Source organism: Desulfuromonas carbonis, assembly GCF_054658035.1.
Window position 1 is genome coordinate 1,638,943 of record NZ_BAAHXR010000003.1, and the last position, 19,320, is coordinate 1,658,262.

Here is a 19,320-nt window from a genome sequence, read left to right on the forward strand (position 1 = left end):
CGCCCCGGACCTGCTGATGGCAGAGGAGCATCCCCCACGAGCGCGGTTGCGCACCCGATTCATTCTGGTGGCCTGCATCATGCTGTTGCCGCTGCTCGCTCTGGGCGGGGTCGCCTTTTTCAGCCACGAGCGGCTCAAACTGCACTTCGACGATGTGGTCGAAGAGGCGATCGAGGAGAAGGAACCGGTAATCCATCTCCAAGTTCTCGTCCAGTCCGTCGGCACCCCCCTGCACCGCTTTCTTCTCTACGGCGAAGAAGAGGACCGGATTCTTTACCAGCAGTTGGCGGGACAGATCGACGCCCTCTTTGGCAGTCTCGCCTCGGCACCCTTTGCCCTCGATGCGGAACGCGAATATCTTGCCGCTGCCCACCAGCATTGGCGGGAGCTGACCCCGCTCGCGGCCCGGCTGCTGGCCGATCCGATTGCCGGGAGCGAGACGTCGCTGCAGCTGTTGCGGCGCCTGGAGGGGGACCTGCTGGTGATTGCCGCGGAACTCGATGCCATTCACGATATCAGCGACAGTGAAATCGAAGCCAAGCGGAGAGCGGTCGAGGAGGTCAACCGCGAGAGCATGCTGTTGATCGCGGCCGTTCTCCTCGCCGGTCTGGCGACCGCGATCGGCAGCTGGGCACTCCTGGCCCGCCTGGTGCTGCGCCCGGTGGAGGACCTTGGCCGCGGGGTGCGCCAGTTTGCCGAGGGAAATCTTGATTACCGGATTTCGGGGGGAGGGAAGGACGAACTGGGGACCCTGGTGACGGCCTTCAACGGGATGGCGGAAAAGCTGGAGCGGCAGCAGGCGGCACTGCTGCGCCTTTCGACCCGTGACCCGCTGACCGGGCTGCTCAACCACCGGGAGTTCTTCTGCCAGCTGCGGGAGGAGCTGATCCGCGCCCGGCGCTATGGTCACCCCCTGGTATTGCTGATGATCGATCTCGACCACTTCAAGCAGGTCAACGACAACTTCGGGCATCCCAATGGCGACCGGGTCCTGCGCACCATGGCGGTGGTATTGCGCCGCCAGTTGCGGACCTCGGACCTGATCGGCCGTTACGGCGGAGAAGAGTTCGCGGTGGTCCTCCCCGAGACCGGCGGCCAGGAAGCCTTTGACCTCGCAGTCCGCATCCGCCGGGCCCTGGCGGCGCAGCGGTTTGACTTCAATGGCGAAAAGGGGATCCAGGTGACGGCGAGTTTCGGCGTCGCGGCCTACCCCGCCGACGCCGACACCGAAGCGAAACTGCTCTCCTGCGCCGACGCCGCCCTCTATGCTGCCAAGCACGCCGGCCGTGACCGGGTCTGCTGGCGCAGTTTGACCGACGGGCCCGGCAATTCCGAACTCTCCAGCTAGTCTTCCCTCCGACGCAACTCCTTCAATAGTACCCGCAGCCGCTGCCGTTCCACCGGGGTCAGCCGGCGATCCCGGTAGATCGCACGGCTGAGAATTGCGACGAACTCCGTGCAACGGGGATCCTTGAGGCGGCGCGCCACGCTCTCCAGCCCTGCCGTCGCCGGGATTTCCTTCAGGTGGTAGCGGCGTGCCGCCAGGCGCAGGAAGCGCTGCGCCAGCCGGCGCTCCACGGGGATCCGCCAGCGCCGTCCGAGCCAGATCGTGCCGGTCAGAAAGAGGAGAATGGCCCCCGGCAGCAGGAAGTCGGGTGCGGCAAGCCGGCCGGGGCGCAGGGTGCGCAGCTTGCGGCCGGCGTCCCGCGCCAAGTGGAGCTGGCTCCCGAGGTCGTAGGTGATGACCGCCCGGGTCCAGTAATATTCGGCGACGTCGAGCAGGGAATGGCTCCAGGCCTGCGGACGGTTGCCCGCCGCAGCGAGGATGGTCGCGCCGTTCTGCGCCAGCCGGCTGGGGTCGAGTCGCTGCCAGCGGCCGTCGACCAGGGCCTCGACCCAGACGTGGGCCGCCGTCCCGGTGAGTGTGTAATAATTGCCGAATTCGCTGCGGGTGCCACCGAAAAAGCCGCCGACGAGACGGGTCGGCACCCCTTCGAGACGCAACAAGATGGCGAAGCTGCTGGCAAAGAACTCGCAGTAGCCCCGTTTTTTGCTGAACAAAAACTCGTCGATGGGGGCGGTCGTTCCGGGGAGGTCGTCGGTGGCATAGCTAAGCTGCTGCCCGCGGAAGAAGTCCTCGGTGCGTGCCACCTTTTCTGCGGCGCTGCTGCTCCCGGCCGCCAGGCTGGCCGCAGTGGCGCGCAGCCGTTCCGAGATTCCCGGAGGGAGCTGCAGGTAAAAATCGGTGTCGACCTTGCCGACCGGCTCCAGCCGCGCACCGAGCAATGAGGTTGCCTGGTAGCTGACCCGCTTGCGCGTCGCGGTGGCAAGTTTGCTGACCCGGTCGCTGCTTACGCGGGACCGAATGCCTGTCAGGTCCCGCGGCAGGTCGAGGGCGAACAGGAACCGGTCACTTTGCGGCTCCAGGTAAATGGTCTGCTCGATCGGGCGGCCACCGCGCAGCCGTTCCTGCTCCTCCGGTGGCGGCTCTTCGCGCACCCAGGTATTTTCCCGCAGGTGGTTCAGAACCGTTCCCCGCCAGTAGAGCTCCTCCAGGGGCAACTCTTCGCTTTCGACCCGGAAGACCAGCTCGGGATTTGCGGCATTGCTGGCAAAGGCGCCAGGACTGACCGTCTGCGAGAAGCCGCTGCTCGCCGCCGCCGCGGGATTGAGGAAATTCCAGAGGGGATGCTCGGTACGGGGGAGGATGGCGAAGAAGAAGAGCATCAGCAGCAGGGAGCCGGCTGGCAGCAGCAGGGCCGTGCCGAGGACGCTGCGCAATTCCTTCCAGCGCAGGGCGATGGTGCTGTCGCTGCCGAAGAAGCAGAGGAGGACCAGGCCGATGGTGACGCAGAACACCAGCAGGACCAGTGCCGGGAGAAAGAGGAGGTTCAGCGAAAGGAGCGAGGAACCGGCCAGGGCGAAGATGGCGAGCAGGAAGATCTGCAGGTAATTGCGCCCTGTTTTGGCGGTCACCAGGCGGATGGCGAGCAGCAGCACCAGGATGTTGACCACCGGCTCGACCAGAACCGTGCGGTCGATGCGGGTGGCATACCAGGCGAAGAGAAGGAGGGAGAGGAGGGTCGCCGCGTGCCAACCAAGCGGGTAACGGTCGCGCCGGTCGCAGGCAATGCCGAGGGCCAGTGCTGCCGGGGCCGCGATCTGGGCCAGGGGCTGCAGGTAGAGATAGAGCGGTGCCACCCCGAGAATGCAGCTGGCGTAGGTCAACAGCTCAAGGGGCCGACGCAGAGTGACCATAGCGGGCCAGTTCTCCCAGCAGGGTAAGTTTGTGGCTACGCCCGACCGCGGCCGGGAAGGAGGCAGCGTCGAGCTGCAGGCCGACGGGCCGCCCTTCACGGCTGGCGGCGTCGATCAGCCAGCAGGCCGCTTCCAGGCGTTCTTCAAGGCCCCGCCCCGGGAGCCGGGCAGGATCGACGAGCAGCGGCGGCGCCGCTGCGGACGAAAGCTCCTTGACCTTGAGCTGGCCGTGGCGGGCGGAGAGTTTCCAGTGGATCATTTTTAGCGGCTCGTGGCCGAGGTAGTCGCCGATGCGGGTCAACTCCCCTTCGTACCCCTTGCCCTGCCAGATCTCACCGGCGGCATGTCGTGCCCCGTCCCGCTGGAGCCGGGGCACGGCGCGGGGGGCGGGGAAGACGGTCGCGGTGCCAACCACCGGCAGGACAATACTGCGCACGAAAAAGTTGATCGGGAAGGGGGAGCTGACACGGATCTCCTTCAGCGGCTGCTGGCCGCGCCGGGGAAAGGTGACCGGCAGCGGCAGCCGCAATTCCCCCGCTGGCAGGAGGACCGGGCAGACCGCGGCGCCGCCGGCGATTTCGAACCGCAGCAGGCAGGCGGGAAGGTGGCGACGGCGATTTTTCAGGCGCACGATCACCAGGGTCTCGATCCCGGCATAGATCTCGTCGGCAGTCTCCAGGTCGAGGTCGAGGCCGAAGAGGTTGCCGCGACCGAGCAGGCCCGAGACCGCCATGAAGCCGAGCAGGGCCGAAACCAGCAGGTAGAGGAGGTTGTTGCCGGTATTGACGGCGCCGAAGCCGAGCAGCAGGGTAAGGAGGATGTAGAGGCCGCCGGCCCGGGTCAGCTTCAGCCCCGGGGCACGGGGACGCTGGCGACGATCGATTGCAGCACCTCCTGCTTGGGAAGGGCCTCGTGCTGGGGGCGCAGGATCAGGCGGTGGGCGCCGACCGGCACCGCCACCAGCTGGACATCCTCGGGAATGACGTAATCGCGCCGCTCGAGGTAGGCGGCGGCCCGGGCCGCTGCGGCAAGGTTGATGGCGCCGCGGGTCGAGAGACCGGAGAGGATATAGGGGTGGTTGCGCGTCGCTTCCACCAGGCGATAGATATAGTCGATCAGCAGTTCGCCGAGCTGGATCTGCTCGCGCACGGTGCGGCGGGCTTCGAGCAGGTCGTCACGGGAGAGGAGCGGGGCGATGTCACGCAGCTCTTCGCGAATCCCGCCGCGGCGGATGATCGCCTTTTCGAGGTCGGCGCCGGGGTAGCCGATGCCGGTGGCGATCAGGAAGCGGTCGAGCTGGGATTCAGGGAGGGGGTAGGTGCCGACCTGCTCCACCGGGTTCTGGGTGGCGATGACCAGAAACGGTTCCGGCAACGGGTAGGTCGTCCCTTCGACGGTCACCCGGCGCTCTTCCATCGCCTCGAGCATGGCGCTCTGGGTCTTCGGCATCGCCCGGTTGATCTCGTCGGCGAGGAGGATGTTGTTGAAGATCGGGCCCTCGATGAAGCGAAATTTCCCGGCGTCGCGATCATAGATCGACAGTCCGGTGATGTCCGAGGGGAGGAGGTCGCTGGTGCACTGGATGCGCCCGAAGGAGAGTCCCAGCGCGGCGGAAAGGGCCAGCGCCAGGGTGGTCTTGCCGAGCCCGGGGATGTCTTCGAGCAGGAGGTGGCCGCCGGCCAGCAGGGCGATCAGGGAGAGACGCAGGGCGCGTTCCTTGCCGTGCAGCACCCGGTGTTCCAGAGCGTCGATGACCTTCTGTACTTCGGCATGCTTGGCTGGGGGCATGGCTTCGGCTCCAGGGGGTGACCGGCGCGGGCTGCTGGCTGGAATTATATCCCAACCCGGGAGAAATTCCCAGTTGGCGCCCGTTTCGGCCCGGGGGGATCAGGCGCGCGGGGCGCCCAGGACCAGCAGGTAGCCGTCGGGATCGTGCACCCAGACCTCCCGCCGCTTGAACTCGGTATCCTCCAGCTCGTAAAGGATCGGCCAGGCAGAGCGCTCGAGCCGGCGCAGTAAAGGGTCCAGATCGTCCACCGCAAGTCCAAGGCTGGCGCCGACCCCCTTGGGGTGGCGCTCGAGGTTCTGCAACAGGGCGGGGTGGAGGGCTTCGAGGACCGCACTTTCGCGGAACAGCAGGGTGGCATCGCCCCTGCGCAGCAGCAGCAGTGGCGGGCTCCCGGGGAGCGGGCGAAAGCGCTCCAGGGCAAAACCGAGGGTTGCACCGTAAAAGGCTTCGGTGGTGTCGAGGTCGGCCACGGCCAGGGTGAGGGTCAGAGAGTTCGGCATCGACAGCTCCTTTCCGGTCCGTTCTTACCATGGCCAGGCCGGGGTTCGCAAGCGTCGCTCCGGCCAGGCCGGTCTGCCGCGTTGACGGCCGGGGGATGGGTGTGCTTAAATCGACCGATGCCGCAGCCCGCGCCGGAAAACCTGGAGATGGCCTATCTTGGTCTCGGTGCCAACCTTGGCGCGGCGGTGGCGACGCTGGCCGCTGCCCGCGATCTGCTGGCCGCCTTGCCGCAAAGCCGGCTGGTCGCCGCCTCGGCCCTCTACCGGACCGCACCGGTGGGCGGACCGGCCGGGCAACCCGATTATTTCAATGCCGTGCTGGCGCTTGCCACCGCCCTGGAGCCGACGCTCCTTCTGGAGCATGCCCTGGCCATTGAAGGGCACTTCGGCCGCCGACGGTTGCAGCGCTGGGGGCCGCGGACCCTCGATATCGACCTGCTCCTTTTTGGGGAGCGCTTGCTCGATCTTCCCGGTCTGCAGCTGCCGCACCCGCGCCTGCATCAGCGCCGTTTTGTCCTCGAACCGCTCTGCGAGCTGGCGGCGGAACTCCTTCATCCCCGGCTCGGCGTGCCGCTCCGGCAACTGCTGGCAAAGCTCCCCGGCGACGACCGGGTCGAACGGCTGAATCAACGATGGTGATTCCATGACCCGCCTGCTCCTCTTCGCGCTCTTTTTTTATCTCGGGTATCGTCTCCTGGCCCTGGTCGGCCGGATTCTCTTCACCCGTCCCGCGCCGCCCCCGGCCCACACCTGTGAAGGAGAAGAGATGGTGCGCGATCCCCAGTGCGGAACCTTTCTTCCCCGCAGCGATGCCGTCGCGGCCATGGTTGCCGGTGAAGACCATTATTTCTGTTCCAGCGCCTGTCGCGAGGCCTACCGCGGCAAGGGGTGATAACGCCGGCCGGTGCTGGCAAGGATAACCACAACAGGCAACCTGATCGCGGACTTTTCAAACCTGCCGGATCAACTCAACCAACGAGGAGCAGATCATGAAATTTTTTATCGACACCGCCGACGTCGGCGAAATTCGCGCCGCCCACGACCTCGGCCTGGTCGACGGCGTCACCACCAACCCGTCCCTGATTGCCAAGAGCGGCCGGAACTTCCGCGCGGTGGTCAGCGAAATTGCTGAAATCGTCGACGGTCCGATTTCGGCGGAGGTGATCGCCCTCGACGCCGTGGGGATGATCCGCGAGGGGCGCGAGCTGGCCACCATCCATCCGACCAACATGGTCATCAAGGTGCCGATGACCAGCGCCGGCCTCCAGGCGACCAGTGTCTTTGCCGCTGAAGGAATCCGGACCAACGTCACCCTGGTCTTCTCGCCACTGCAGGCACTGCTTGCCGCCAAGGCCGGCGCCACCTATGTCTCCCCCTTCGTCGGCCGTCTCGACGATGTCGGCCATGACGGCATGGAAGGCATCGAGCAGATCCGTACCATCTTCGACAATTACGGCTATGCCACCGAAACCATCGTCGCCTCGGTGCGCAGCCCGCTGCACGTTCTCAACGCCGCCCTGATCGGCGCCGATATCTGCACCATTCCCTGGTCGGTGATGCAGCAACTGGCCAAGCACCCCCTGACCGACATCGGCATCGAAAAATTTCTCGCCGACTGGGCCAAGGTCAACAAGTAGCCAGCGCCAACCGAAATTCACCCTGGCTTGCCGGCCGGTCTCTGCTAGACTTTCAGCAGTGACCGGCCGGCGTTTTTGTTCCTGACCGGGAGAGGGGAGGGAGCGATGAAGCGACCTTTGCATGAGCTGGTGGGGGAAGAGGTCCTGGTGGAGACCGGCGATGTGAGCTACCGCGGGGTGCTGCGCGAGGTCACCGAAGAGCGGGTCTGCCTGCGCGCCAGGACGGGCTGGCGCGAAATCCCCATGGCGCGGGTGGTCGCCATCCGCGGGGTCGAACCGGAACCGGGGGGCAGGTCAGACCATTTTTCTTTGCCCTCCAAGAAGTAACGGAGAAATGCGGTTCCCTGGCAAGAACTGGCCAGGTTTCTTCGCTGTAACGACGAAATTTGTCATTGACAGACGAATTTTTGCGTTTTATATAACCTCTTAATAAAAATGGTCATACCAGTTTTCGCTCTCTTGGTGCGTACCCTCGTCAACCCGCGATCCGGCGGTGAAGGGGAAGGTTGCCAACCAGGGGAAACCCGGGCGGTTGCCCCGCCGGGACCGACTTTGCTGCCGCAGCTGGCCGGCAGCCCGCGCCGAGTCCAGACCGTGATCCTTAACCAGGGAAGAGGAGCCTATGAACATTCACGAGTACCAGGCCAAAGAGATTCTCGGCACTTTCGACATCCCGGTGCCACGCAACCGCCTTTGCCTGACGGCCGACCAGGTCGAACGGGCAGCCAAGATGATGGGCGGCAAGTGCGTGATCAAGGCCCAGATCTACGCGGGTGGGCGGGGAAAGGCCGGCGGGGTGCAGCTCGTCTACCATCCGGAGCAGGCCCACGAGCTGGCCAAGGAATTGTTCGGTAAGCGCCTGGTCACCAACCAGACCGGCCCCGAAGGGCTCAAGGTCCGGCGCATCCTGGTCGAAGAACCGGTGGAGATTGCGCGGGAATTTTACCTCTCCCTTACCCTCGATCGCGCCAGCAGCCGCTACTGCGTGATTGCTTCGGCGGAAGGCGGGGTCGACATCGAGACGGTGGCCGCCCGTACCCCGGAGAAGATTCACAAGCTGGTCATCGATCCCTTTACCGGGCTGCGCTCCTACCAGGCCCGCCGCATCGCCCTCGCCCTCGGCCTCTCCGGCAGCCTGGCCGAGGACTGCGTGCAGCTGATTCTCAATCTTTACCGGGCATTGCAGGACAAGGACTGTTCCCTGATCGAGATCAATCCGCTGGTGGTGACCAAGGCCGGCTGGCTGCTGGCCATGGACGCCAAGATCAGCTTCGATGACAACGCGATCTTCCGCCATTGGGAATACCACGACCTGATGGACTATTCTCAGCTCGATCCGCTGGAAATCTCGGCGGGCAAGTTCGATCTCGCCTACATCAAGTTGACCGGCAACATCGGCTGCATGGTCAATGGCGCCGGTCTGGCGATGGCGACCCTCGATGTTCTTCAGGAGTTTGGCGGGAACCCGGCGAACTTTCTCGACGTTGGGGGGGGAGCAACCCGCGAGAAGGTCGCCGAAGCCTTCAAGATCATTCTTCAGGATGAGGATGTCCGCGCCGTTTTCGTCAATATTTTTGGTGGCATCATGCGCTGCGACATTATTGCCCAGGGAATCATCGAAGCGGCAGAGGAGATCCATTGTACCCTGCCAATCGTGGTGCGCATGGACGGCTCCCAGGTCGAGGAAGGGAAGAAGCTGCTGCTCGATTCGGGTCTCAATGTCGAATGCTTCGACCAGCTCGGGCCCGGGGCCAAGCGTATCGTTGAAATGCTCGGTGCCAGGGATGGCGAAGAGGGCAGCGACTGATTTCACCCTCCCTGATCACTTCCAGAAGGAGATCTGCAGATGGCGATCCTGATCGATAAGACATCCAAAATCGTGGTCCAGGGGATTACCGGCAAGGCCGGCCTCTTCCATGCCAAGCAGTGCCGGGACTATGGCAGCCAGGTCGTGGCCGGGGTCACCCCCGGCAAAGGGGGCGTTCATGTTGAAGGGATTCCGGTCTTCGATACGGTGGAGGAGGCGGTGCGGGTTACCGGCGCCAACGTCTCGATGATCTTCGTCCCGCCGCCCGGCGCTGCCGATGCCATCCTCGAAGCCTGCGAGGCCAAGGTGCCGCTGGTAATATGCATCACCGAGGGGGTGCCGGTCCGCGACATGGTCCTGGCGAAACGCTTCATCGACACGACGAAAACGCGTCTGGTGGGTCCCAACTGCCCCGGTTTGATCACTCCCGGTGAGTGCAAGGTCGGCATCATGCCCGGCTATATCCATACGCCGGGGAAGATCGGGGTCGTTTCCCGCTCCGGCACCCTCACCTACGAAGCGGTCAAGCAACTGACCGATGCCGGCCTCGGCCAGTCGACCTGTGTCGGCATTGGCGGCGACCCGATCATCGGCATGAAATTCATCGATGTTTTGCAGCTCTTCAAGGAAGATCCGGATACCGAGGGGGTCTTCATGATCGGCGAAATCGGTGGTGGCGCCGAGGAAGAAGCAGCGCGCTGGATCAAGGCCAACATGAAAAAGCCGGTGGCGGCCTTCATTGCCGGCGTCACGGCGCCGACCGGCAAGCGCATGGGGCATGCCGGGGCGATCATCTCCGGCGGGATGGGGCGTGCCGAAGACAAGATTGCCGCCCTGCAGGAGTGCGGAGTCACGGTGGCGACCAGCCCGACCCGGATGGGGGAGGCGATGCTGGCGGCATTAAAGGGCTGAACCCTCCCCCCTAACTAGGCCCAACAACAAACGGTCCGCTGACCAACTAGTGTCTAGTTGCAAAAGTTAGCGATAGTGTTTCTCAGTTGCGACCCCTTGACCTCTCGCTTACGCCATACAAAAGGCTTGGCGTTGGGCTGATAGGCTTCTATAAAGGCCTCGATGGCCGCACGCAACTGGTCAATGCTTTGAAAACTGGCGTTCTTCAGTGCCTTACGTGAAAGAATGCCGAACCATATCTCGACTTGATTGAGCCAACTTGCAGAAGTCGGTGTAAAGTGAAACATGACGTTTTGGTGCTGCGCAAGCCATTCGTCGTTGCGTTTATGAATGCAATAATTGTCCAGGATCACGTGAATTTCTCGCTGGTCGCTGTCCGGAAGTTCTGAGAGGACCTGATCCATGAAGGCTAGGAAATCAACCCTTCTCTTGAACTCGGTTGTCTGCGTATGCACGGCGCCTGTCGCTACGTTGAGCGCCGCAAAAAGGTTCAGGGTTCCATGCCGTTTGTAGGTGCTCTTTAGGCCCTGGACGACTTTGCCGCTACTGGTACAGACATACCCCTTGGCGCGCTCAAGCGCCTGGATGCTCGGTTTCTCATCGACTGAGATCACCAAGGCTTTTTCGGGGGGCGCCAGGTAGAGCCCGATAATGTCAGCCGCCTTTGGTGCGAACTCTGGATCAGTGCTTACGCACCAACTTCGTTGTCGGGCAAGGCTGATATTGTGCTTGCGCAGCACTCGCCAAATGGCATCATCCGAAGCGCCAAACTGCTTGGCAAGCGCCGGGCCGTCCCAACATGCCTGGCCGGGCGGTGGCGGAAGTTCCAACGCTTTCAGAACTCGCGTTTGAAACGCCTGGTCATATTTCGGCGGTTTGCCAGAGCGCGGGCGATCATATAGCCCGGCAATACCCGCAGCGGAGAAACGGTTCCGCCATTCAATAACCGTGTTCGGGCGCACGTTAAGATCCATGGCGACCTTGCTGACGGATTCTCCGTCAAGGAGTTTGCAGATAATCCGGGCACGTTCAACAAGGCGCGCCTCCATGCTTCGACTGCTTGCCCATTCCCTGAGTGTCTGGCGGTCCTTTTCGCTGCACAGGGGTATTGGAGATTTTCTCGGCATAAGCGACTCCTTTCACGATGGTGGGGGTGAAAGAAGTCTATATTATAACGCTTAGTTTTGCAATTAAACACTAGCTAAGGGACGGTTTGTTGTTGGGCATTCCAACGTTGCCGTAATATGTGCGGCGTTAACTTTCCTGTATGCCGATGTTTCTGTATGCCGATTGGCCTGATTCAAGGGAAATGCTACCCTCGCCCGAAGGGCAGGAGGGCACCGGACGGAACGCCTGGATCGGTTTTTTTTACTCTTTGCCTGTTTTTTTGCACCCTTCCCCAGGGATTCACGGTGGTGCCAGCGGTATGGATTCTGGCTCAGTGTTAATCCGTCTTTTTGATACCTGCCGGGGGACTCTCCCGTCGCTCGGCCCCGCAGGATCCCTTTTTTGGCTCTATTAGCAATATCCATTTTCTCTTCCCCGGAAACCCCCTTTCTCGTAATGCAATAAGGCTTCACCCTACACCAAGGCCAATTTCTGGCGCCATTATTGCTTTTTCTTGGTTTTTAATCCAAAAGCACTGGACGGTCGTTCTGCCAACGGTCGCCGGGAAAAGCCGATCATACCCCTTGATAAATCGTATGCAATACTTTTGCCGTGGCCTCTGGGGGTAGGGGATCGAAAACTTCAACCCATTTTTCATTTCGGAGGTGTGTCGATGAGAAGAAGACGGTGGATTGGAAGGAGCTGTGTCTGGCTCCTTGTGGTAATTGCTGCGGGGGGGGGGCTGATCGCCTGCAACGGTAGCAGCAATCGAAACGACCAGGCCCCGGCGATTTCAGTGCCGGCCAACCAGACGGTAACGGAAGGCCAGCCCTTCTCATTCACGGCGGTAGGGAGCGACCCCGATTCGGGTACCCTTCTCCACTATGGACTGCAGGGAGCTCCGCAAGGAGCTGCCATCGATTCCTTGACCGGGGTCTTCACCTGGACCCCGACCTTCGACGAGATTGGCACCCACGCCATCACTTTCACGGTTAGCGACGGGCTGTTGAGCGCCAAGGCTGTCGTTGCCGTGCAAGTCCTACCCGACGCCACGGTGGATGACTCGGTTCCTCTGCCAGGCGGGACTCTCAACCCACTTGCCATCCCCAAATACGTGACACCTTTGGTGATTCCGCCGGTGATGAGGAACAACGGCAGTGCGGACAACTACACCATTGCCGCCCGCCAGTTCAAGCAGCAGATTCTCCCCGGTGGCATCTGGAACACACTCGATGGCCGGGCGGATGCCTTTCCGCCGACGACTGTCTGGGGCTACGGCCCGGACGCCGATCCGCTCCCCGATTCATCCACGCTTGGCGGTGCACCTGGCGTGGCGCCAGCGGCAAACTCCCAGTTCAACTTCCCTGGTTACACGCTGGAAACTCGTGCCGATGTTCCGGTCAAGGTGCGCTGGATCAACGACCTGGTCGATGACAACGGCAACTATCTGCCGCCGCTTCTTGCCGTTGACCAGACACTGCACTGGGCCAACCCTCCTCAGGTCTGTGCCGACGGTCGGACGTCCACCGACTGCATGGGAAACGACCCGACGCCTTATACCGGTCCGATACCGCTGGTTACCCATCTCCATGGGGCTCATGTCGACTGGACCAGCGATGGCTATCCGGAGGCCTGGTGGTTGCCGGCCGCCACGGATATTCCCTCCGGTTATGCCAGAAAAGGCGGCTTGTTCGGTGATGCGACCGGCACCAACCCGGGCAACCTCGGTTTTGCCGATTACGAATACCGCAATGATCAGCCAGCGACCACTTTGTGGTATCACGATCATGCCCTGGGAATGACCCGCACCAATGTTTATGCCGGTCTGGCCGGTTACTGGTTGATTCGTGGAGATCATACCCCGGTAGGCGGGGGCGCGACGGTGATCGATAGCGCCGATGATTTCGGGAGCCCGGCAGCCAATGACGGCGTGCTTCCGGGGCCGGCTCCGACAGCAGGGGAGGCGACACTGGCGGTGAACAGCCCTGGCGACCCGGTTCGAAATGCTCTGCGCGAAATCCCGATCCTGATCCAGGATCGCTCCTTCAACGCCGACGGGTCGTTCTTTTACCCCACTAACCGTTCTTTCTTCGAAGGACTGGAAAACCCTGACAACCTGCTGATCGATTTTGCCCCAGATTCGGACATCGCGCCCCTGTGGAACCCCGAGGCGTTCTTTAACGTCATGGTCGTCAATGGCGTCAGCTGGCCGAAGCTGGAAGTGGCTCAGGCGAAATATCGATTCCGTCTGCTTAACGGGTGCAACTCACGTTTTCTTAACCTGGCTCTATTTGTTGTTGATCCGGCGACGGGAAGAATCGATCCGAGCCATGAAATCCCTTTTTATGTGATCGGCTACGAACAGGGCCCGCTGCCCAAGGTCGTCAAGATTTCCACCGGGTTCGCAACCGCCCTTGCAGGGGATGGCAGCGTCCCGGCGGCAGACCGGGCCTCGCCTGATCCGGACCAGGCCCTGCTGATGGCGCCAGCGGAACGCCCGGACGTTCTGGTCGATTTCTCCGGTCTGCCCAACGGTACCGTGGTGCGGATGATCAATTCCGCACCGGACGACCCTTTTGGTGGATTCAACGGCATTGCGGGAGAAGAGGCCGTGGCCGACCCACTGACGACGGGTCAGATCATGCAGTTTGTTGTTAACTCGGCCTTGACCGGTGCCAGTCCGACCGACCCTAACGGGGCAACACCGGCCACTGCCGTAGAGAATCTGATTCTGAATCCGGAAATTCCACTGGGCGCTACCACTAGGTCCCGGCAGGTTTCGCTCAATGAAGAGGAGTCAGGCCAAGTCTGCGCTGTCGGCGGGTTCCGCGGCACGACCATCCTGCAACTCGATAGTATCGACCCAAACAATTTTGCCCAGAGCTGCGCGGCCGCAGGAGGCACTCCTTTTGCGCCAAAGGCGGCTCTGCTGGGGACCGTTGCTATGGGTGGAGTCTATCCGCTGGGAGTGCCGCTGCGCTGGACCGACAAGGGTGGGGAAAGTCTGCCTGTCGATGTGCAGATGGCAGATGGATCTACCGTACGGATTAAGGTAACGGAAAACCCGACTGTGGGCGATACCGAGGAGTGGCAGATTTACAATTTTACTGAGGACGCCCATCCGATTCACCTGCACCTGGTGCGGTTCCAGGTGGTCGGCCGCACCCTGTTTGACGGGGCGACTCCCAGCCCTCACAATAGCGTTCAGCTCTGGGAAACTGGCTACAAGGACATGGTCATTGCCTATCCCGGCGAAATCACCACAGTGAAAGCGACATTCGATATTCCTGGCCTGTACGTCTGGCATTGCCACATCTTGGAACACGAGGACAACGAGATGATGCGCCCTTACGTTGTTTCACTGGCCCCCTGATGTAGCGAACCTGGAGTTTGATCGTAGGACAGCGGCGGAGCGGAAAAAGGCTCCGCTACTGTCGTTTTTCCGTTTTCCTAAGCAGCAAAAGGCCGTGTTTTGCCGGCGGTTGACTTTCCGCCCGGGCTCCACGTATTATTAACAGCTTGAACGGGCCGACCCGGCCCGACCTTAACGCCCTGCTGACAGGACGAAAAGATGGCGATTTTGCGCATCTATCATTATCCGGAGCCGGTTCTCAAGCAGCCGGCAGCGCCGGTGACCGTTTTTGACGCCGAGCTGCAGCGGCTGGCGGCGGACATGGCGGAGACGATGTATGCTGCTCCGGGCGTGGGTCTGGCGGCGCCACAGGTCGGTGTCTCGCAGCGGCTGATCGTGCTCGACTGTGCCGGCCGCGAGGAGCCGCGGCAGCTGCTGGTCGCCGTTAACCCCGAGATCATCGCCCGCGCGGGCGAAAGCTGCGAGGAGGAGGGATGCCTCTCCGTCCCCGAGTATTATGCCAAGGTCGAGCGCAGCGCCACCGTCCAGGTCCGTTATCAGGATCTTGCCGGCGTCAGCCAGGAACTCGAAGCGGAGGGGCTGTGGGCGATCTGCTTTCAGCATGAGATTGATCATCTGAATGGCATTCTCTTTGTCGACCATCTCTCCCCACTGAAAAAAAGCCTCTTCCGCAAGAAATACAAGAAGATCATGGAACAACAGCAGGAGCAGATGTGATCCCCCCCAAATCGATCCGCACCGTATTCATGGGGACCCCCGAGTTCGCACTGGCAACCTTCGAGGGGCTCTTCGACTTCGGTCTCGACCTGATCGCCGTCTATACCCAGCCCGACCGTCCCAGTGGCCGTGGCAACCGGCTGACCTCGCCACCGGTGAAACTTCTCGCGACAGCGCGTGGCATTCCGGTCTTCCAGCCGGCCCGGTTGCGGGCTCCGGAGGTGGTGACAGAGTTGCGCGCCCTCGCCCCGGACCTGATCGTGGTCGTCGCCTATGGCCAGATCCTGCCGCAGAGCGTGCTCGAGATTCCCCGCTACGGCTGCATCAATGTGCATGCCTCGCTGCTGCCGAAATACCGCGGTGCGGCGCCGATCAACAAGGCGATCATCGACGGCGAAAGCGAGACCGGGATCACCACCATGCTGATGGATGTCGGCCTCGACACCGGTGACATGCTGGTCAAGCGCGCCACCGCCATCGATCCCCTGGAGACGGCGGGCGAACTGCATGATCGCCTGGCCCGGCTCGGGCGCGAGGCGATCGAGGCGACCCTGCGCCAGCTCTGCGACGGGACGTTGCAGCCGGAAAAGCAGGACGACAGCCAGAGCTGCTACGCGCCGATGCTGAAGAAGGAAGATGGCCGCATCGACTGGAGCCAGCCAGCCTCCCGGATTCATAACCAGGTGCGGGGGCTCGACCCCTGGCCGGGGGCTTATACCACCCTTGACGGGGAGACCCTGAAGCTGGCGGCGACCCTTCCCGAGGCCGGGGAGGGGGAACCGGGAACGGTCCTCTCTGCCGCTGCCGATGGGGTGCGGATCGCCTGTGGTGAGGGGGTGCTGCGCATCGGGGCGCTGCAACTCCCCGGCAAGAAACGCCTTCCCGCGGCCGAATTTCTGCGCGGGCACCCGCTCCCGGCGGGGCTTCGCCTCGGAGTGCAGGTTGGATAAATCCGCGGCGAACACGCCTTTGCAGCAGCCGCGCAAGCGGGTCTTTATCGGCCTGCTCGCCGGCGCCTGCGCCCTGGTACTGGTCGGAGCCTTCCTCCTCTGGTACGTGCCGAGTGTCGGCCTGGCCAACATTCACCCACTGTTGCCGGTCATCCTCGGGGTGGTCCTGGCGACCCTTGCATTCCTGCTCCTCGGCGGGCTGTCACTGCTGGTCCTGACGCTCCTCACCGGTCGCGACCTCTTCTTCTCCGAACGCCTGCGCAAGATCGTCATTCGCTACCTCTTTCCGGGCATCATCTCCCTTGGCCGGCTGATCGGCGTCGACCGGGACCGCCTGCAACAGTCCTTTATCGCCCTCAACAATCAGCTGGTCCGGGCCAAGAAGGTGCGCGTCACAGCGGACCGGGCCCTGATCCTGCTGCCGCACTGTATCCAGCTCTTCGACTGTGCCATCAAGATCACCGGCGATGTGGAAAAGTGCGTCCGCTGCGGTCGCTGCGACATCAGCGGCCTGGCGCAACTGGCCCGGGAACGGGGTATCGACATTGCCGTCGCCACCGGCGGCACTCTGGCGCGCAAGCTGATCGTCGAGAAGCGGCCGCGCTTTATCCTGGCGGTCGCCTGCGAGCGGGACCTGACCTCGGGGATTCGGGATTCCTACCCCCTGCCGGTGATCGGTGTTCTCAACCATCGCCCCAACGGCCCCTGTTTCAATACCCGCATCGTGCTGGAGGAGGTGCGTGCCGCCCTCGATGAACATCTCGTGGTCTGAGTCCATCTTGCATTTTTGCCGGGCAATTCTTATATTGAATGCCAGGCGGGCAGGTGATTCCTGCTGATAATTCGGTAGTCCACTCGAAGGTGAGGTTTTTCATGAACACCCTGCGCACGATTCTGCTGATGACGGTTCTGACCCTGGTGCTGGTCCTTGCCGGTGGCGCCATCGGCGGCCGCGGCGGCGCGCTCTTCGCGCTGATCATGGCCGGGGTGATGAATTTTGTCTCCTACTGGTTTTCCGACAAGATCGTCATCAAGATGTACCGCGGCCGGGAGGTGACCAGCGGCACGCTCTATGAGGTGGTTCAGGATCTCGCCCTGCGCGGCAACCTGCCGATGCCCAAGGTCTATGTCCTGCCGCAGCCGACCCCCAACGCCTTTGCGACCGGCCGCAACCCGGAACATGCCGTAGTTGCGGCCACCGAAGGGATCCTGCAGATTCTCAGCCGCGAAGAGTTGCGTGGCGTGATGGCCCATGAACTCGCCCATGTTCGCCACCGCGATATCCTCATTGGCTCGATGGCGGCGACTATCTCCGGCGCGATTGCCTATCTCGCCCACATGGCCCAGTGGGCCCTGATCTTCGGTGGCGGTCGCGATGACCGGGATAGCAACCCGATCGCCATGATCCTGATGATGATCCTGGCGCCAATTGCCGCGGTCCTGGTGCAGATGGCGATTTCCCGCTCCCGGGAGTTCGAGGCCGACAAGGGGGGAGCCAGGCTGGCGGGCAGCCCCTTCGAGCTGGCCAGCGCCCTGCGCAAGCTGGAGGCAGCCAACAGCCGGGCGCCGATGCCCCAGGTCAACGAGGCGACGGCCCACATGTTCATCGTCAACCCGCTGCGGGGTGCCGGCCTGCGGTCGCTCTTTTCCACCCACCCGCCGGTCGAGGAACGGATCCGCCGGTTGGAGAGCATGACGATCGGCTGACCTGCAATCTTTCCACCCGGTGCCCGGCGGCAACGGGCTGCGCTTTCCATGGCGCGCGGTAGCTACTCTCGGCACTTCCCGGTCCTGTCGCTTGTCTGATTTCCCGGTGGCGTGCGCGCCACCCTCGAACGCTCCTCCCACGGGACCCGCCATGCCGAAACCTGACGCCCGCCGCTCCGCCTTCGATGTGCTCACCCGGGTCGAGACCGGGGCCTTTGCCGATCTCGCCCTCTCTGCCGCCCTTGATGCCCTGGCTGACGCCCGGGATCGGGGCTTGGCCACCGAACTGGTCTACGGCGTGCTGCGCCGGCAGGGGAAGCTCGATTTCGCCCTGGCCCGGTTCTGCAAACAACCGCTCCCCAAACTCGAGCCGGCGGTGCTGCGGTTGCTGCGCCTGGGCGCCTACCAGTTACTCGAACTCGATCGGGTGCCAGCGCGGGCCGCGGTGCATGCCAGCGTCGAACTGGCCAGGGAGCTTGGCCTGCAGCGGGCGACCGGGTTTATCAATGGCGTCCTGCGCAGCCTCGACCGCGGCCGCAGCGAGATCCCCTGGCCCGACCCCGAGCGCCAGCCCCTCGCCTGCCTGGAACAGAGCCTGTCGCTGCCGCACTGGCTGGCCCGGCGCTGGCTGACCGAAATGGGGGCTGCCGAGGCGCTCGCCCTGGGGGAGGCGCTGCAGGCGCCGGCACCCTTCTGCCTGCGCGTCAATACCCTGCGCTGCAGCCGGGAGGCGTTGCTGACGGCATTTGCCGCCGCCGGCCACGAGGTGGCGCCGACCGCCTTCGCCCCCGAGGGGATCGTCCTGTTGCGACGCGCGGATGCACCCCTGCCCGGGGAGGCCGAGGGGTGGTTCCAGGTGCAGGATGAGGCGAGCATGCTGATTCCGCACCTGCTCGGTGCTCAGCCGGGGGAGATGCTGCTCGACACCTGCGCGGCCCCGGGGGGGAAGACGACCCAGCTCGCCGCACTGACGGCGAACCAGGCCCGGATCACGGCTCTCGACCTCCACCCGCAGCGTGCTGCGCTGGTGGCAAACGGTGCCGCCCGGCTCGGCTGCAAGGAGATCAGCGTGCGGGCCTGGGATATGACCCGCCGCCCCGACTTTATCGCCGCGGGCAGCATCGACCGGATACTGGTCGACGCCCCCTGCAGCGGCCTGGGTGTCCTGCGCCGCAATCCCGAACTCCGCTGGCGCCGCCAGCCCGATGACCCGCGGCGGCTGGCCGGGTTGCAGGGGAGCATTCTCGCCAGCGCCGCCCCGTTGCTTAAACCCGGCGGGCATCTGCTCTACTCGGTCTGCACCCAGACGGATGAAGAGACCGTGGAGGTGGTGGCCGCTTTTCTTGCCGCCCATCCGGAATATGCGCGCGAGGACCTGCGCCCCCTGGTCCCGGAGCATTGGCGTCCCCTCTTCGATGGGAGCGGGGCCCTTCGTACCCTGCCCCACCAGCATGACGGCATGGATGCCTTCTGGGCGGTACGGCTGCAGCGGCAGTCCTGATTGTCCGGCCGCAATTTTCGTTTCTGACCTGTTCGCCACCCCCTGACCCGATCTGGAGCCCG

18 protein-coding genes are annotated in these 19,320 nt (G+C 63.3%); 13 read left to right on the forward strand and 5 right to left on the reverse strand.

The features are described 5' to 3' along the window. Positions 1-46: 46 nt before the first annotated feature. Positions 47-1,348 (forward strand): GGDEF domain-containing protein, encoded by a 1,302-nt coding sequence (locus ACYQ8E_RS14455; protein ID WP_459861188.1) that lies wholly within the window; start codon positions 47-49, stop codon positions 1,346-1,348. Here ACYQ8E_RS14455 and ACYQ8E_RS14460 read toward each other — a convergent pair. The 4 genes from ACYQ8E_RS14460 to ACYQ8E_RS14475 all read right to left on the reverse strand — a co-directional run bounded on the left by ACYQ8E_RS14460 (position 1,345) and on the right by ACYQ8E_RS14475 (position 5,547). Beyond that, positions 1,345-3,258: a transglutaminase TgpA family protein gene (locus ACYQ8E_RS14460; RefSeq protein WP_459861190.1), complete on the reverse strand. Its 1,914-nt coding sequence runs from the start codon at positions 3,256-3,258 to the stop codon at positions 1,345-1,347. The genes ACYQ8E_RS14455 and ACYQ8E_RS14460 overlap by 4 nt on opposite strands. Then, a complete protein-coding gene (locus ACYQ8E_RS14465; RefSeq protein ID WP_459861192.1) occupies positions 3,233-3,991 on the reverse strand; it encodes a DUF58 domain-containing protein in 759 nt (252 codons plus the stop codon). The genes ACYQ8E_RS14460 and ACYQ8E_RS14465 overlap by 26 nt, the downstream gene beginning before the upstream one ends. A gap of 113 nt (positions 3,992-4,104) precedes the next feature. After that, the gene (locus ACYQ8E_RS14470; protein ID WP_459861194.1) at positions 4,105-5,046 is read right to left on the reverse strand and encodes an AAA family ATPase; all 942 of its coding nucleotides are present in this window, start codon (positions 5,044-5,046) and stop codon (positions 4,105-4,107) included. 99 nt (positions 5,047-5,145) lie between these two features. Next, on the reverse strand, positions 5,146-5,547 hold the full coding sequence (locus tag ACYQ8E_RS14475; protein ID WP_459861196.1) for a VOC family protein: 402 nt from the start codon (positions 5,545-5,547) through the stop codon (positions 5,146-5,148). 141 nt (positions 5,548-5,688) lie between these two features. Between ACYQ8E_RS14475 and folK the strand changes: the two genes are divergently transcribed. The 6 genes from folK to sucD all read left to right on the forward strand — a co-directional run bounded on the left by folK (position 5,689) and on the right by sucD (position 9,903). After that, complete coding sequence (gene folK, locus ACYQ8E_RS14480) at positions 5,689-6,186, forward strand: 2-amino-4-hydroxy-6-hydroxymethyldihydropteridine diphosphokinase (protein ID WP_459861596.1); 498 nt, start codon at positions 5,689-5,691, stop codon at positions 6,184-6,186. A 4-nt stretch (positions 6,187-6,190) separates the two neighbouring features. After that, positions 6,191-6,439 carry a hypothetical protein gene (locus ACYQ8E_RS14485; RefSeq protein WP_459861199.1) on the forward strand — a complete coding sequence of 83 codons (249 nt, stop codon included), beginning with the start codon at positions 6,191-6,193 and terminating at the stop codon, positions 6,437-6,439. 97 nt (positions 6,440-6,536) lie between these two features. Further along, the gene (fsa, locus tag ACYQ8E_RS14490) at positions 6,537-7,184 is read left to right on the forward strand and encodes a fructose-6-phosphate aldolase (RefSeq protein ID WP_459861202.1); all 648 of its coding nucleotides are present in this window, start codon (positions 6,537-6,539) and stop codon (positions 7,182-7,184) included. 105 nt (positions 7,185-7,289) lie between these two features. Then, the gene (locus ACYQ8E_RS14495; protein ID WP_066724146.1) at positions 7,290-7,511 is read left to right on the forward strand and encodes a hypothetical protein; all 222 of its coding nucleotides are present in this window, start codon (positions 7,290-7,292) and stop codon (positions 7,509-7,511) included. Between the two features lie 295 nt (positions 7,512-7,806). After that, positions 7,807-8,991 (forward strand): ADP-forming succinate--CoA ligase subunit beta, encoded by a 1,185-nt coding sequence (gene sucC, locus ACYQ8E_RS14500; protein ID WP_066724149.1) that lies wholly within the window; start codon positions 7,807-7,809, stop codon positions 8,989-8,991. Between the two features lie 39 nt (positions 8,992-9,030). Further along, entirely contained in the window at positions 9,031-9,903 is an 873-nt protein-coding gene (gene sucD / locus ACYQ8E_RS14505) for a succinate--CoA ligase subunit alpha (protein WP_066724151.1), read from the forward strand. Between the two features lie 53 nt (positions 9,904-9,956). Here the strand turns inward: sucD and ACYQ8E_RS14510 are convergent, their stop codons facing one another. Next, the gene (locus ACYQ8E_RS14510) at positions 9,957-11,030 is read right to left on the reverse strand and encodes an IS630 family transposase (protein WP_082820154.1); all 1,074 of its coding nucleotides are present in this window, start codon (positions 11,028-11,030) and stop codon (positions 9,957-9,959) included. Between the two features lie 653 nt (positions 11,031-11,683). Between ACYQ8E_RS14510 and ACYQ8E_RS14515 the strand changes: the two genes are divergently transcribed. From ACYQ8E_RS14515 to rsmB, 6 genes are all read left to right on the forward strand, one after another. Then, entirely contained in the window at positions 11,684-14,383 is a 2,700-nt protein-coding gene (locus tag ACYQ8E_RS14515) for a multicopper oxidase domain-containing protein (protein ID WP_082820155.1), read from the forward strand. A gap of 198 nt (positions 14,384-14,581) precedes the next feature. Beyond that, the gene (gene def, locus ACYQ8E_RS14520) at positions 14,582-15,100 is read left to right on the forward strand and encodes a peptide deformylase (protein ID WP_066724155.1); all 519 of its coding nucleotides are present in this window, start codon (positions 14,582-14,584) and stop codon (positions 15,098-15,100) included. Positions 15,101-15,129: 29 nt separating this feature from the next. Continuing rightward, a complete protein-coding gene (gene fmt, locus ACYQ8E_RS14525) occupies positions 15,130-16,050 on the forward strand; it encodes a methionyl-tRNA formyltransferase (RefSeq protein WP_066729660.1) in 921 nt (306 codons plus the stop codon). Next, positions 16,043-16,822 carry a DUF116 domain-containing protein gene (locus ACYQ8E_RS14530; protein WP_231875386.1) on the forward strand — a complete coding sequence of 260 codons (780 nt, stop codon included), beginning with the start codon at positions 16,043-16,045 and terminating at the stop codon, positions 16,820-16,822. Before fmt ends, ACYQ8E_RS14530 begins: the two co-directional genes overlap by 8 nt. Positions 16,823-16,923: 101 nt before the next feature. After that, positions 16,924-17,757, forward strand: a complete 834-nt coding sequence (gene htpX, locus ACYQ8E_RS14535; RefSeq protein WP_066724160.1) for a zinc metalloprotease HtpX — start codon at positions 16,924-16,926, stop codon at positions 17,755-17,757. Between the two features lie 151 nt (positions 17,758-17,908). Then, positions 17,909-19,258 (forward strand): 16S rRNA (cytosine(967)-C(5))-methyltransferase RsmB, encoded by a 1,350-nt coding sequence (gene rsmB, locus ACYQ8E_RS14540; protein WP_066724162.1) that lies wholly within the window; start codon positions 17,909-17,911, stop codon positions 19,256-19,258. The last annotated feature ends 62 nt before the right edge of the window (positions 19,259-19,320 follow it).